This window comes from Citrobacter rodentium NBRC 105723 = DSM 16636, assembly GCF_021278985.1.
Taxonomy (GTDB): domain Bacteria; phylum Pseudomonadota; class Gammaproteobacteria; order Enterobacterales; family Enterobacteriaceae; genus Citrobacter_A; species Citrobacter_A rodentium.
Genome location: NZ_CP082833.1, coordinates 243901 through 256879 on the forward strand (window position 1 = coordinate 243901; position 12979 = coordinate 256879).

At 55.1% G+C, this 12979-nt stretch carries 11 protein-coding genes, 1 pseudogene and 1 other annotated feature; of the genes and pseudogenes, 3 read left to right on the forward strand and 9 right to left on the reverse strand.

The window, feature by feature from the left end:
• Positions 1-84 precede the first annotated feature (84 nt).
• Together mog and tal are read right to left on the reverse strand one after the other, a co-directional pair.
• Entirely contained in the window at positions 85-672 is a 588-nt protein-coding gene (mog, locus tag K7R23_RS01050) for a molybdopterin adenylyltransferase (protein ID WP_012904392.1), read from the reverse strand.
• Positions 673-785: 113 nt separating this feature from the next.
• The gene (gene tal / locus K7R23_RS01055) at positions 786-1739 is read right to left on the reverse strand and encodes a transaldolase (RefSeq protein ID WP_012904391.1); all 954 of its coding nucleotides are present in this window, start codon (positions 1737-1739) and stop codon (positions 786-788) included.
• A gap of 270 nt (positions 1740-2009) precedes the next feature.
• Here tal and K7R23_RS01060 point away from each other — a divergent pair, with 270 nt between their 5' ends.
• Positions 2010-3440, forward strand: a complete 1431-nt coding sequence (locus K7R23_RS01060; RefSeq protein ID WP_012904390.1) for an alanine/glycine:cation symporter family protein — start codon at positions 2010-2012, stop codon at positions 3438-3440.
• Between the two features lie 69 nt (positions 3441-3509).
• On the forward strand, positions 3510-4283 hold the full coding sequence (gene yaaA, locus K7R23_RS01065; RefSeq protein ID WP_012904389.1) for a peroxide stress protein YaaA: 774 nt from the start codon (positions 3510-3512) through the stop codon (positions 4281-4283).
• Positions 4284-4432: 149 nt separating this feature from the next.
• On the opposite strand, the gene thrC is transcribed toward yaaA, so the two are convergent.
• The 6 genes and pseudogenes from thrC to yjjY form a co-directional block, all read right to left on the reverse strand.
• The gene (thrC, locus tag K7R23_RS01070) at positions 4433-5719 is read right to left on the reverse strand and encodes a threonine synthase (RefSeq protein WP_012904388.1); all 1287 of its coding nucleotides are present in this window, start codon (positions 5717-5719) and stop codon (positions 4433-4435) included.
• Between the two features lie 3 nt (positions 5720-5722).
• Positions 5723-6652, reverse strand: coding sequence for a homoserine kinase (thrB, locus tag K7R23_RS01075; RefSeq protein WP_012904387.1), 930 nt, complete (start codon positions 6650-6652; stop codon positions 5723-5725).
• Positions 6653-6654: 2 nt separating this feature from the next.
• The gene (thrA, locus tag K7R23_RS01080; protein WP_012904386.1) at positions 6655-9117 is read right to left on the reverse strand and encodes a bifunctional aspartate kinase/homoserine dehydrogenase I; all 2463 of its coding nucleotides are present in this window, start codon (positions 9115-9117) and stop codon (positions 6655-6657) included.
• A gap of 25 nt (positions 9118-9142) precedes the next feature.
• Positions 9143-9263: a sequence feature (Thr leader region), on the reverse strand.
• Positions 9199-9264, reverse strand: a complete 66-nt coding sequence (thrL, locus tag K7R23_RS01085; RefSeq protein ID WP_012904385.1) for a thr operon leader peptide — start codon at positions 9262-9264, stop codon at positions 9199-9201. It overlaps the preceding feature by 65 nt.
• A gap of 212 nt (positions 9265-9476) precedes the next feature.
• Positions 9477-10161, reverse strand: a pseudogene (locus tag K7R23_RS01090) (tRNA/rRNA methyltransferase).
• A 387-nt stretch (positions 10162-10548) separates the two neighbouring features.
• Complete coding sequence (gene yjjY, locus K7R23_RS01095; protein WP_001541509.1) at positions 10549-10689, reverse strand: YjjY family protein; 141 nt, start codon at positions 10687-10689, stop codon at positions 10549-10551.
• A gap of 95 nt (positions 10690-10784) precedes the next feature.
• Here yjjY and arcA point away from each other — a divergent pair, with 95 nt between their 5' ends.
• On the forward strand, positions 10785-11501 hold the full coding sequence (gene arcA / locus K7R23_RS01100; protein WP_001194359.1) for a two-component system response regulator ArcA: 717 nt from the start codon (positions 10785-10787) through the stop codon (positions 11499-11501).
• A 64-nt stretch (positions 11502-11565) separates the two neighbouring features.
• Here arcA and creD read toward each other — a convergent pair whose 3' ends face one another.
• Complete coding sequence (creD, locus tag K7R23_RS01105; protein ID WP_012908898.1) at positions 11566-12951, reverse strand: cell envelope integrity protein CreD; 1386 nt, start codon at positions 12949-12951, stop codon at positions 11566-11568.
• Positions 12952-12979: the final 28 nt, after the last annotated feature.

The following is a 12979-nucleotide window of genomic DNA, read 5'->3' on the forward strand; positions in this document are numbered from 1 at the left end:
AATAACCGTAAAGATTAAATTACCATACCGTAAATAATTCAACACACCATCAATACCGCCGCTTATGTCATGAAAACGCTAACTTCAGGCGTTTATATCACGCCTGGCGCTTTTAGGGCGAAAAGATGCTACTACCGCCGGGGCGGTTTCAACATACGGTCCGTCAAGCAACTGTATACAATACGGTACGCTGGCAAAAATCCCGGCCACCACGACGTTACCGTCGGCGTCTTTTACCCCCTCCAGCGTTTCTTTGATCGATTTCGGCTGGCCGGGCAGGTTGAGGATTAATGCCTGTTTGCGGATTACCCCGACCTGCCGCGACAGGATCGCTGTCGGCACAAAATGCAGGCTAATCTGCCGCATCTGTTCGCCAAAACCCGGCATTTCGCGGTCGGCAATCGCCAGCGTCGCGTCCGGCGTTACGTCACGCCGAGCCGGGCCTGTGCCGCCAGTGGTCAGCACCAGATGGCAGCTCATCTCATCGACCAGTTCACACAGCGTTTGTTCAATAATCGCCTGCTCATCGGGAATTAAGCGCGTTTGTACTTCAAAAGGCGTGGTGAGCGCAGAAGCAAGCCACTCCTCAAGCGCCGGAATGCCTTTATCCTGATAAACCCCGCTTGAAGCGCGATCGGAAATGGAAACTAAGCCAATACGTAAGGTGTTCATGATTATTCCGTTTCAACAGTCTCGTTGAACAGAATGATACACTGCGAAAGGAAGGACAGACAGGTTTCAGAAGAGGTAGCGTGACCAGAAACGCATCTGGCCACGCTCAGGGATTACAGCAGATCGCCGATCATTTTTTCCAGTTTTTCCTGATCAACGGCAAACTTACGGATACCGTCCGCCAGCTTGTCTACCGCCATCGGATCCTGGTTGTGCTGCCACAGGAACTCAGACTCGGTGATGCGTTCCGGACGCGCTTTGACTTCGCCGGAGAAAGACAGCTTGCGCTCAACGGCGCCCTCGCTCTCCGCCAGCTCTTTCAGCAGCGCCGGGGCGATCGTCAGGCGGTCGCAGCCAGCCAGCTCAAGGATTTCACCGACGTTACGGAAGCTGGCGCCCATAACCACCGTCTCGTAGCCGTGCTGTTTGTAGTATTCGTAGATCTCCGTTACGGAAACCACGCCCGGATCTTCAGAGGCCGCATACTCTTTCTTGTCGGTATTGGCTTTATACCAGTCCAGAATACGTCCCACGAACGGGGAGATCAGGTAGACGCCCGCTTCCGCACAGGCACGCGCCTGGGCGAAGGAGAACAGCAGCGTCAGGTTACAGTTAATGCCTTCTTTTTCCAGCTGCTCGGCAGCGCGGATACCCTGCCAGGTGGAAGCCAGCTTAATCAGGATACGATCGTTGCTGATGCCAGCATCGTTGTAGAGCTTGATGATGCGTTTCGCTTTGGCGATAGACGCCTCGGTGTCGTAAGAGAGGCGAGCATCCACTTCGGTAGAGATACGGCCTGGCACCAGCTTGAGGATCTCAAGGCCGATATTCACCGCCAGTTTGTCGGTGGCATCAACGATCTGCTGCGCGCGGTCGCTGCTCTGCTGCTTAGCCCATGCAACAGCGTCGTCAATCAACTTGCGGTATTCCGGGATCTGCGCTGCGTTAAGAATGAGAGAAGGGTTGGTTGTGGCATCCTGCGGCTGGTACAGCTTCATTGCCGCGATGTCTCCGGTGTCGGCCACCACGGTGGTGAACTGACGAAGGGAGGTCAATTTGTCCGTCATGATAGTGTGTCTCTTTAAACAGCTTGTTAGGGGGATGTAACCGGTCTGCCCTGATGATAACACGACGCCCTTTCAGCGCAACCGCAGACAATGCGCTTATCGCTACGGTAATTTCCGGCCTGCTCTTGATGTGACGCGCTATTTAGTTGCCTGGCCTCAGGTATGATAGACGCCCATTATCAATGGTCCGACAGCGTATATACTATTCGACAATTGGTAACGCTTACACAGGATTGTCAAAGCGTACCGGCGCCAACAAGAGGGACGTAAATGGCTGACTTTTTTTCGTTTATCAACGATGTGCTCTGGGGATCGGTGATGATCTACCTGCTCTTTGGCGCGGGCTGTTGGTTTACGTTTCGTACAGGGGGCGTGCAGTTTCGCTATATCCGCCAGTTTGGCAAAAGTCTGAAAAACAGCGTCGCTCCGCAGGCTGGCGGGCTGACCTCCTTTCAGGCGCTGAGCATCACGCTTGCCGCGCGAATCGGCAGTGGCAACGTGGCGGGCGTCGCGCTGGCGATTACCGCTGGCGGTCCGGGGGCGGTTTTCTGGATGTGGCTCGCTGCGCTCATCGGCATGGCGACCTCTTTTGCCGAATGCTCCCTGGCGCAGCTTTATAAAGAGCGCGATCGCCACGGTCAGTTTCGCGGCGGCCCGGCGTGGTATATGTCCCGCGGTTTAGGGATGCGCTGGATGGGGGTCCTGTTCGCCATCTTTTTACTGCTCGCCTATGGCCTGATTTTTACCAGCGTGCAGGCGAACTCCGTCTCCCGCGCCCTGCATTTTGCTTTCGATTTTCCACCGCTGGCGACAGGCATCATGATGGCACTGGGCGCGCTGCTGGTTATCATGGGCGGAATCAAAAGCGTTGCGCGCATTATGCAATGGTTTGTCCCTGTGATGGCCCTGGTGTGGGCTATCGCCAGTCTGAGCATCTGCGCGCTACATATCACGCAGATTCCGGAAGTGATTATCTCTATTGTGAAATGCGCCTTTGGCTGGCAGGAAGCCGCAGGCGGCGCGGCGGGATACACCTTAAGCCAGGCGTTGACCAGCGGGTTTCAGCGCAGCATGTTTTCCAACGAGGCCGGTATGGGTTCCTCGCCTAACGCTGCCGCCGCTGCGGCTTCCTGGCCGCCCCACCCTGCCGCTCAGGGGATCGTGCAGATGATCGGTATTTTTATCGACACCCTGGTGGTCTGTAGCGCTACAGCCATGCTGATCCTGCTGGCGGGAAACGACGTCGCCTATGGACCGATGGCAGGCATTCAGCTTATCCAGAAAGCCATGCATACCCTGGTCGGCGACTGGGGCGCGGCGTTTGTCGCCGTGGTGATGATTTTGTTTGCCTTTAGCTCAATAGTGGCGAACTACATCTACGCAGAGAATAACCTCTTTTTTCTGCGCCTGGACAATGTCCGTACGGTCTGGATCCTGCGTATCGCCACCTGCGTTACGGTGATTGCCGGGACGTTGCTGAGTTTCCCCATGCTGTGGCAGCTGGCCGATATGATTATGGCCTGCATGGCGATCACCAACCTGACGGCGATACTGCTGCTGTCTCCGGTAGTGCATACTATCGCCAGCGACTATTTACGCCAGCGTAAACTGGGCGTGCGGCCTGTTTTCGATCCGCTGCGCTATCCGGAGATCGAACAGCAGCTGGCGCCGGATGCCTGGGACAATATACCGCGGCACTAATTGCAACTATCGATCAACTCAGTCCTCTTTTTTGCTAAAGTCGCAGTAAATTTCCCGCAAGGACTGGATATGCTGATTCTGATTTCACCTGCAAAAACGCTCGATTATCAAAGCCCGCTGGCAACCACGCGCTATACCCTGCCCGAACTGCTGGATCACTCCCGGCAGCTGATCGACGTAGCGAAAAAGCTCTCAGCGCCGCAAATCGGTAAGCTGATGGGCATCAGCGATAAGCTCGCCGATCTGAACGCCACCCGTTTTCACGACTGGCAGCCAGACTTCACGCCGGACAATGCGCGCCAGGCCATTCTTGCCTTTAAAGGCGATGTCTATACCGGTTTACAGGCGGAAACCTTCAGCGAAGCGGATTTTGATTTCGCCCAGCAGCATTTGCGTATGCTTTCAGGTCTGTACGGCGTTCTGCGTCCGCTGGATCTGATGCAGCCGTATCGCCTTGAGATGGGCATTCGTCTGGAGAATGCGAAAGGGAAAGATCTGTATCAGTTCTGGGGTGATGTGATTACCGATAAGCTCAATGAGGCGCTGGCGGCGCAGGGCGATCAGGTGGTGATAAACCTTGCCTCCGATGAATATTTTAAATCCGTGAAGCCGCAGAAACTGAATGCGGAGTTGATTAAGCCGGTCTTTCTTGATGAAAAGAACGGCACGTTTAAAGTGATCAGCTTCTATGCCAAAAAAGCGCGCGGCCTGATGAGCCGCTACATCATTGAAAACCGTCTGACGAAGCCTGAACAGCTGATGGACTTCAGCAGCGAAGGCTATTTCTTTGATGAAGCCGCGTCAGGGCATAGCGAGCTGGTATTTAAGCGCCACGAACAGTAACCGGAACATTGCCGGATGGCGGCTACGCCTTATCCGGCCTACAAGCATCATATCGTGGGAACATTGCCGGATGGCGGCTGCGCCTTATCCGGCCTACAAGCGTCATCCGGTAGGCCTGATAAGCGCAGCGCCATCAGGCAGTCAGGCGCTTATCTCCGGCTCATCATCAACTTGCGCAGGGCGGCGAAATCAGCCGGCAGTTCATGCGACAGCAGCGGCAGATCGGCCCGCTCCGCCAGCGCTTTTGGCAACTCCAGCGTTTCGCCAAGAATCGCTTCCACGCTCTCTTTAAACTTCGCCGGATGCGCGGTGCCTAAAAACAGGCCGTACTCGCCCGGATTAAGCTGGTCGCGCAGCGCCCGGTAAGCCACCGCCGCGTGTGGTTCCGAGAGGTACCCTTTCGCCTGCAGTTCGCGCATTGTCTCCTGGGTGGTGGCATCGTCCACGGCGGCATAGCCCAGCTCATTCAGACGCCAGATCTTACGCCGGAACAGCTCCTCCACGCGCGGCCAGTTATTAGGCTGGCTCACATCCATCGCATTCGATAGCGTCGCCTGAGTCGCTTTCGGCGTCCATTTCCCCTCCTGCAGATAACGCGGCACCGTGTCGTTAACGTTGGTGGCGGCGATAAAACGCTTCACCGGCAGACCGAGCGATTTCGCCAGCAGCCCCGCCGTCAGGTCGCCAAAGTTTCCGCTGGGAACAGAGATAACCAACTGATTGCGCGCCTCCTGCGGCAGCTGCGCGACCGCTTCGAAGTAATAGCAGATCTGCGCCAGCAGACGGCTGATATTAATCGAGTTCGCTGAGTTCAGCCCCAGCGCATCCTTCAGTTCATGATCGTCAAACGCCTGTTTGACCAGCGCCTGACAGGCGTCGAAATCGCCGTCGATAGCAACCGTCTCAATGTTGCCGCCCAGCGTACAGAACAGTTTTTCCTGCAGCGGACTGATCTTGCCGCGCGGATAGAGAATGACGACGCGCACGTTCGGCAGACCGTAAAACGCATGGGCGACGGCGGCGCCGGTATCGCCGGAGGTGGCTGTCAGAATGGTCACCGGCCTGTCGCCGCTGATTTGCGTCAGCATCTGCGCCATAAACCGGCCGCCGAAATCTTTAAACGCCAGCGTTGGTCCGTGGAACAGCTCAAGGCAGCCGACATCGCTTTCCACCTGAGCGACCGGGGCAGGAAAAGCAAACGCCGCGCGCACGCGCTCTTCGAGGATCTGCTGCGGAATTTCATCGCCAATAAACGCTGAAAGGATCTTTGCGCTACGGCTGACAAAGTCCTGGCTCAGCATCTCATCCACTTCCGTCAGGCTGAATTCCGGCAGATCGTGCGGGAAAAACAGCCCCTGATTTTTGCCCAGCCCCTGCGTGATGGCCTGCGCGAAGTTAACCTGTTCGTTATGATCTTTAAGATTGTAGAGTTTCATTAATTATCCCAGTACTCGTGCGCCCGCCGTGTCCAGCCGGCAAATATGAACGAAGCCTTCCTGATTTTGCAGATAGTTTTTCCCCAGCCAGTCCGCTACGCGCTGGGCGGTATCCGGTTTATCGCAGAGCGCAAACAGCGTCGGCCCTGAACCGGATATTCCGCTCGCCAGCGCGCCGATTTCCGCCACCGCCTGACGCGCCTGGCTAAAGCCAGGTAGCAGACGCTCGCGGTGCGGCTCGGCAATCACATCTTTCATCAGTTTCGCCGCCAGCTGTGGTTGGCGGGAATAGCAGGCGTGAATAAAGCCTGCCAGATGCCGCCCGTGGGCGATGCAGTCCTGACGGCGATACTGCGCGGGCAGAATGGCGCGCGCTTCCGCCGTAGACACTTTAATTCCCGGATAGGCCAGCACCCACAGCCACTCATCAAATCCCGGCACCTGCTGGCTGATGATGCCGTTTTCCTCAATCATCAACTGCATACCGCCAAGAAAGCACGGCGCAACGTTATCGTAATGAATGCTGCCGGAGATACGCCCTTCCAGTTCGCCCATCAGCGCCAGCAGGCGGGTGTCATTCAGCGGCTTGCCGCAGTGCTCATTCATCGCCACCAGCGCGGCAACGACGGAACAGGCGCTGGATCCTAACCCGGAACCAATCGGCATATTCTTTTCCAGCGACATCGCCACCGGAATGGATTTACCCAGCTCCTGGCAAAAACGCTCCCAGCACTGATAAACGATGTTTTCCCGCGGCTCCGGGGGCAGTTTGTCGGCAAAACGGCCCTGGTTGGTCAGACTGAAAGCATCCGCCGCCTCAACCGATACCACGTCGCCTAAGAGTGAGCCATCAACTGGCGTCACCGCCGCCCCGAGCACATCGAAACCGACGCTCATATTGGCGCTGGAAGCCGGGGCATAAACTTTAACCATGGTTAAACTCCTAACTTCCATGAGAGGGTACGCAACAGGTCGGCGAATACCCCTGCCGCCGTAACGTCGTTGCCCGCACCGTAGCCGCGCAGCACCAGCGGCAGCGGCTGATAATAGTGGCTGTAGAACGCCAGCGCGTTTTCGCCGTTTTTCACTTTATACAGCGGATCGTTACCATCGACCTCGGCAATTTTTACCCGGCAGACGCCGTCTTCTTCAATATTGCCAACATAGCGCAACACTTTGCCCTCATCACGGGCTTTCGCCACGCGGGCGGCAAAAGCGTCATCAAGCTGCGGCAGCTTCGCCATAAACGCAGCGACATCGCCGGAATTGTCAAAGGTTTCTGGCAAAACCGGCTCGATAACGATGTCAGAAAGTTCAAGCTCGCGTCCGGTTTCGCGGGCGAGGATCAGCAGCTTACGCGCCACATCCATCCCGGAAAGGTCATCACGCGGATCCGGCTCGGTGTAGCCCATTTCACGCGCCACTTTCGTGGCCTCAGAGAGGCTCATTCCCTCATCAAGCTTGCCGAAAATAAAGGAGAGCGAACCGGACAGAATCCCGGAGAATTTTTGCAGCTCGTCACCGGCGTTCAGCAGGTTTTGCAGGTTCTCGATTACCGGCAGGCCCGCGCCGACGTTAGTGTCGTAGAGGAATTTACGCCGCGATTTCGCCGCCGCAAAACGCAGCTGGTGGTAATAGTCCATCGATGAGGTATTCGCCTTTTTATTCGGCGTAACCACGTGGAAACCTTCGCGCAGGAAATCAGCATACTGATCCGCCACCGCCTGGCTGGAGGTGCAGTCGACAATCACCGGGTTAAGCAGATGGTATTCTTTCACCAGGCGAATTAAGCGCCCCAGGTTAAACGGCTCTTTCGCTTCCGCCAGCGCCGCCTGCCAGTTCTCCAGGTTCAGCCCATGCACGTTGGTCAGCAGCGCTCGTGAGTTCGCCACCCCGCAGACGCGCAGATCGATATGTTTGCTCTTAAGCCAGGTCTGCTGGCGCTTGAGCTGCTCCAGCAACGCGCCGCCGACGCCGCCGACGCCAATGACAAACACTTCAATCACCTGATCGGTATTGAACAGCATCTGATGGGTCACGCGCACGCCCGTGGTGGCATCGTCATTGTTCACCACCACCGAAATGGAGCGCTCGGAGGAGCCCTGAGCGATCGCGACAATATTGATGTTGGCGCGCGCCAGTGCGGCAAAAAACTTCGCCGAGATACCGCGCAGCGTGCGCATCCCGTCGCCGACCACGGAGATAATCGCCAGGCGCTCGGTCACCGCCAGCGGCTCCAGCAGACCTTCTTTTAACTCAAGATAAAACTCATCCTGTAACGCGCGCTGGGCGCGGGCGCAGTCCGCCTGCGGCACGCAGAAGCTGATGCTGTATTCCGACGAGGACTGGGTGATCAGTACTACCGAGATCCCGGAGCGGGACATCACCGCAAAGACGCGCGCCGCCATCCCGATCATACCTTTCATGCCAGGACCGGAGACGTTGAACATCGCCATATTGTTGAGGTTGGAGATGCCCTTCACCGGCAGATCGTCCTCATCGCGGCTGGCGCCGATAAGCGTACCTGGCGCCTGCGGGTTGCCGGTGTTTTTAATCAGGCAAGGGATCTGAAACTGAGCGATTGGGGTGATGGTGCGAGGGTGAAGGACTTTGGCGCCGAAGTAGGAAAGCTCCATCGCTTCCTGGTAAGACATCGACTTCAGCAGCCTGGCATCCGGCACCTGGCGCGGGTCGCAGGTATAAACGCCGTCCACGTCGGTCCAGATCTCGCAACAGTCGGCGCGCAGGCAGGCGGCCAGCACCGCGGCGGAATAATCGGAACCATTACGCCCCAGCACCACCAGCTCGCCTTTCTCATTCCCGGCGGTAAAACCCGCCATCAGCACCATATGATCGGCAGGAATGCGCGCGGCGGCGATACGGCGGGTGGATTCGGCAATATCAACGGTGGATTCCAGATAGTGCCCTACCGCCAGCAGTTTTTCGACCGGATCGATAACGGTAACATGGTGGCCGCGCGCCTCCAACAGCCCGGCCATGATGGCAATCGACATCTTTTCGCCACGGCAGATAAGCGCGGCGTTAATGCTGTCCGGACACTGGCCCAGCAGGCTGATCCCATGCAAAACATGCTTAATCTGCGCAAATTCTTGCTCAACGAAGGCCTTCAACTGCGCCAGCGGAAATCCCGTCTGGACCTGTGCAAGCCCGGTCAGCAGTTCGGCAAAAATACGTTCGGCATCGCTGATATTGGGTAAGGCATCCTGACCGCCGATAGTCTTTTCAATCATCGCCACCAGGTGGTTGGTAATTTTTGCGGGGGCAGAAAGTACGGTCGCTACCTGCCCCTGCCTGGCATTGCTTTCCAGAATATCGGCAACCCGCAGAAACCGTTCTGCATTTGCCACTGACGTACCGCCGAACTTCAACACTCGCATGGTTGTTACCTCGTTAACTTTGGTCGAAAAAAAAGCCCGCACTGTTCAGGTGCGGGCTTTTTTCTGTATTTCCTGTACGCGTCAGCCCGCACCGTTACCTGTGGTAATGGTGGTGGTGGTAATAATGGTGGTGCTGATGCGTTTCATGGATGTTGTGTACTCTGTAATTTTTATCTGTCTGTGCTGTGTGTCTCTATTGGTTAAAGTATCTGGTGACCTAAGTCAATAAATATTTGATTTATTAACCTGACGAAACTTGTTCATGTGCTGCTGCCACCGGGTTTACTTTCAACCACTAACCAACGTTACCACTCGCATTGTTAGCATTAACCACCAGAAAACCAATAAAAACAAAATGATTATTTGGCTACATTTTTCTCTATATCATGCACCAGACGATGCAACATTGCCGTGTCTCGCTGTCCCAGCAGACCCAAACGTTGCTGTAACCAGTCAACCAGTTTTACGTCGCCGGCAACGTCTAATGTTGATAATAAGCGCATGACGCGGGAACGTAACGCCCGTAACTGAAACTCATCAGATATATCGATATTTTTATCGGGTTGTTGCATTAAACTTGCTAATTGATAGCAATACACCATCACCGCCTGTCCGAGATTAAGCGACGGATAATCGGCAACCATCGGCACCCCGGTTAATACATCCGCCAGCGCCAGTTCCTCATTGGTTAAACCGGAATCTTCGCGACCAAACACCAGCGCGGCATGGTTCATCCAGCCCGCTTTTTCTTCCAGCAGGGGCACCAGTTCTGCGGGCGTGGCGTAATAATGAAATTTCGCCCGGCTGCGCGCTGTGGTGGCGATAGTGAAATCGACATCCTGAAGCGCATCGAAAAGCGTGGGAAAAACCTCAATATTATCAATAATATCGCCGGAACCGTGCGCCACCCAGCGCGTCGCGGGCTCCCGGTGCGCCTCGCTGTCCACGATACGCAACCGGGCAAAACCCATCGTCTTCATGGCGCGCTGCCGCGCCGATATTTTCCGCTCTGGCCGGAGCGACAAGGATAATTGTTATACGCATTTCGCTACTCTTTACGCTTGCTCCGTGGGTAATGTAAACATATTACGCGGAGAGAATTTACAAAATATTAACCAAAATCACTGAAAAACCGTTTCACCTTTCATAAAAGACGCTAAACTATTCCCTGTGGTTACTAATGATTTTTATGTTAACAGAAACAGTATATCCTGCTGTTTATCTAAGACAATTTGATTTAAAATGAATCTTATTCGTAGGATTCACCGCGTTAATTAGTTAACCGGTGCAACTAGTTGGATTATTGCATTTTTGTGATGAACGCTAGCATTTAGATACGATGATTTCATCAAACTGTTAACGTGCTACAATTGAACTTGATATATGTCAACGAAGCGTAGTTTTATTGGGTGTCCGGCTCGTCTTAGCCTGTTATGTTGCTGTTAAAATGGTTAGGATGACAGCCGTTTTTGACACTGTCGGGTCCAGAGGGAAAGTACCCACGACCAAGCTAATGATGTTGTTGACGTTGATGGAAAGTGCATCAAGAACGCAATTACGTACTTTAGTCATGTTACGCCGATCATGTTAATTTGCGACATGCATCAGTCAGGTCAGGGACTTTTGTACTTCCTGTTTCGATTTAGTTGGCAATTTAGGTATCAAACATGCAGACCCCGCACATTCTTATCGTTGAAGACGAGTTGGTAACACGCAACACGTTGAAAAGTATTTTCGAAGCGGAAGGCTATGATGTATTCGAGGCGACAGATGGCGCGGAAATGCATCAGATCCTCTCTGAGTATGACATCAACCTGGTGATCATGGACATCAACCTGCCAGGCAAAAACGGTCTTCTGCTGGCGCGCGAACTGCGCGAGCAGGCGAACGTTGCGCTGATGTTCCTGACGGGTCGTGATAACGAGGTTGATAAGATACTTGGCCTGGAGATCGGCGCAGATGATTACATCACCAAGCCCTTCAACCCACGCGAGCTGACTATCCGTGCCCGTAACCTGCTGTCGCGTACCATGAACCTGGGTACCGTCAGCGAAGAACGTCGTAGCGTTGAAAGCTACAAGTTCAACGGTTGGGAACTGGACATCAACAGCCGTTCGCTGATCGGCCCGGATGGCGAGCAATACAAGCTGCCGCGCAGCGAGTTCCGCGCCATGCTTCACTTCTGCGAGAACCCTGGAAAAATCCAGTCCCGCGCCGAGCTGCTGAAGAAAATGACCGGTCGCGAGCTGAAGCCGCACGATCGTACTGTCGACGTGACTATCCGCCGTATTCGTAAGCACTTCGAATCCACGCCGGATACCCCTGAAATCATCGCCACCATTCACGGCGAAGGTTACCGTTTCTGCGGCGATCTGCAGGACTAAGCGGTTTACCACCGTCAAAAAACGGCGCTGAATGCGCCGTTTTTTATTTCCGCCGGATTAAGGTTTATTTCCACAAACGAAACGTGTCATCCTGCGGCGTCGCCGGAGCCGTTGGCGTTGTTGGTGTAGGCGTCGTCGTTGGCGGCAGCGGCCTGGCGCGGGAAAACGCATACCAGTCCAGATGACGCGTCAGGAACATTACCCCGCCAAGCGCCAACAGCAGCACCGTCGTTCCCAGCAGTAGCGCGCTGTCGGCGGAGCGCAGCAGTACCCACATCACGCCGTCCAGCAGCAGCAACGCCAGGGTAAACATTATGCTGTTACGCCATCCTTTAAGAACCGCCTGCAGATAGACGCCATTCATCAGCGCCCCGACCAGACTTGCGGCTATCCACGCCGGAGTAAAGCCGATATGCTCGGCAAGCGCCAGCAGCAGCAGATAAAACATCACCAGCGACAGACCGACCAGCAGATACTGCATCGGATGAAGCTGTTTACCGGTTAACGTTTCGAAGATAAAGAAAGCCATAAAGGTCAGCGTTATCAGCAGAAGAGCATATTTGGTCGCTCTGTCGGTCAACTGATACTGATCGGCGGGCGTCGCCACGGCCACGCTGAACGCCGGCAGGCTAAACCAGCCATCCTTTTGCGACTCGACAAATCGCTCGCCGAGATTATTGGCGAACCAGCTGCTCTGCCACTGCGCCTGAAAGCCTGAGGCGCTGATCTCGCGTTTCGCAGGCAGAAAATCACCGAGAAAATTCGGATGCGGCCAGTTGCTGCTCAGCGACATTTCACTGTTGCGCCCGACCGGCACCACCGAGAACGAGCCGGTTCCGCTCAAATTCAGCGACATCGTCAGGTTCAGGTCCCGCTGCGCCCACTGCTCGTCAGGAAGCGGAATGTGCAACCCGTCTCCGCCTCCCGACAAGCCCGTTCCCGGCTCAACGGCAAACGCCGTGCCGTTTACCGTTGGCGCTTTCACCACCCCGATACCGCGCGCATCGCCTACGCCGATCACCACATACGGTTTGCCCAGCTCAATCGTCGGCTTATTCAGTTCACTCAGGCGCGCTGCGGCAAACGTTGCCTTCAGCGCCACGCCGGTATGCCAGACCTGCCCCTGATAAATGCCGATTTTTCGCGCTTCAACGTTTTGATTTCCTTCAACCATCAACGACTCAGGCAGCCAGAAGTGAATAAAACTGCGCTTATGCTGTACCTGCCTGTCATCTTCCATCACGGTGTACAGTTCAGTTACGGGGACAGCGATCAGCGGACCAACCACCTTTTGCGGTCCACTGGTGCTTTGCCGAATCTCATCCTCCACCGTATCGCGGTAATCAGCACGTTCAACAATAATTTGCCGGACCATCATCAGCGGGATCAGCAACAACACAATCGCACCGCTCAGGGTGACGACTTTCCAGAACAGGGGGGATTTCAACATAGCGTTCTCCTTATGCAATACCGGCAGA

Excerpts from the sequence above, each read along its gene's own strand:
- mog (WP_012904392.1), bottom strand. The coding sequence starts at position 672 with ATGAACACCTTACGTATTGGCTTAGTTTCCATTTCCGATCGCGCTTCA.
- tal (WP_012904391.1), bottom strand. The coding sequence starts at position 1,739 with ATGACGGACAAATTGACCTCCCTTCGTCAGTTCACCACCGTGGTGGCC.
- K7R23_RS01060 (WP_012904390.1), top strand. The coding sequence starts at position 2,010 with ATGGCTGACTTTTTTTCGTTTATCAACGATGTGCTCTGGGGATCGGTG.
- yaaA (WP_012904389.1), top strand. The coding sequence starts at position 3,510 with ATGCTGATTCTGATTTCACCTGCAAAAACGCTCGATTATCAAAGCCCG.
- thrC (WP_012904388.1), bottom strand. The coding sequence starts at position 5,719 with ATGAAACTCTACAATCTTAAAGATCATAACGAACAGGTTAACTTCGCG.
- thrB (WP_012904387.1), bottom strand. The coding sequence starts at position 6,652 with ATGGTTAAAGTTTATGCCCCGGCTTCCAGCGCCAATATGAGCGTCGGT.
- thrA (WP_012904386.1), bottom strand. The coding sequence starts at position 9,117 with ATGCGAGTGTTGAAGTTCGGCGGTACGTCAGTGGCAAATGCAGAACGG.
- yjjY (WP_001541509.1), bottom strand. The coding sequence starts at position 10,689 with ATGACTAAAGTACGTAATTGCGTTCTTGATGCACTTTCCATCAACGTC.
- arcA (WP_001194359.1), top strand. The coding sequence starts at position 10,785 with ATGCAGACCCCGCACATTCTTATCGTTGAAGACGAGTTGGTAACACGC.
- creD (WP_012908898.1), bottom strand. The coding sequence starts at position 12,951 with ATGTTGAAATCCCCCCTGTTCTGGAAAGTCGTCACCCTGAGCGGTGCG.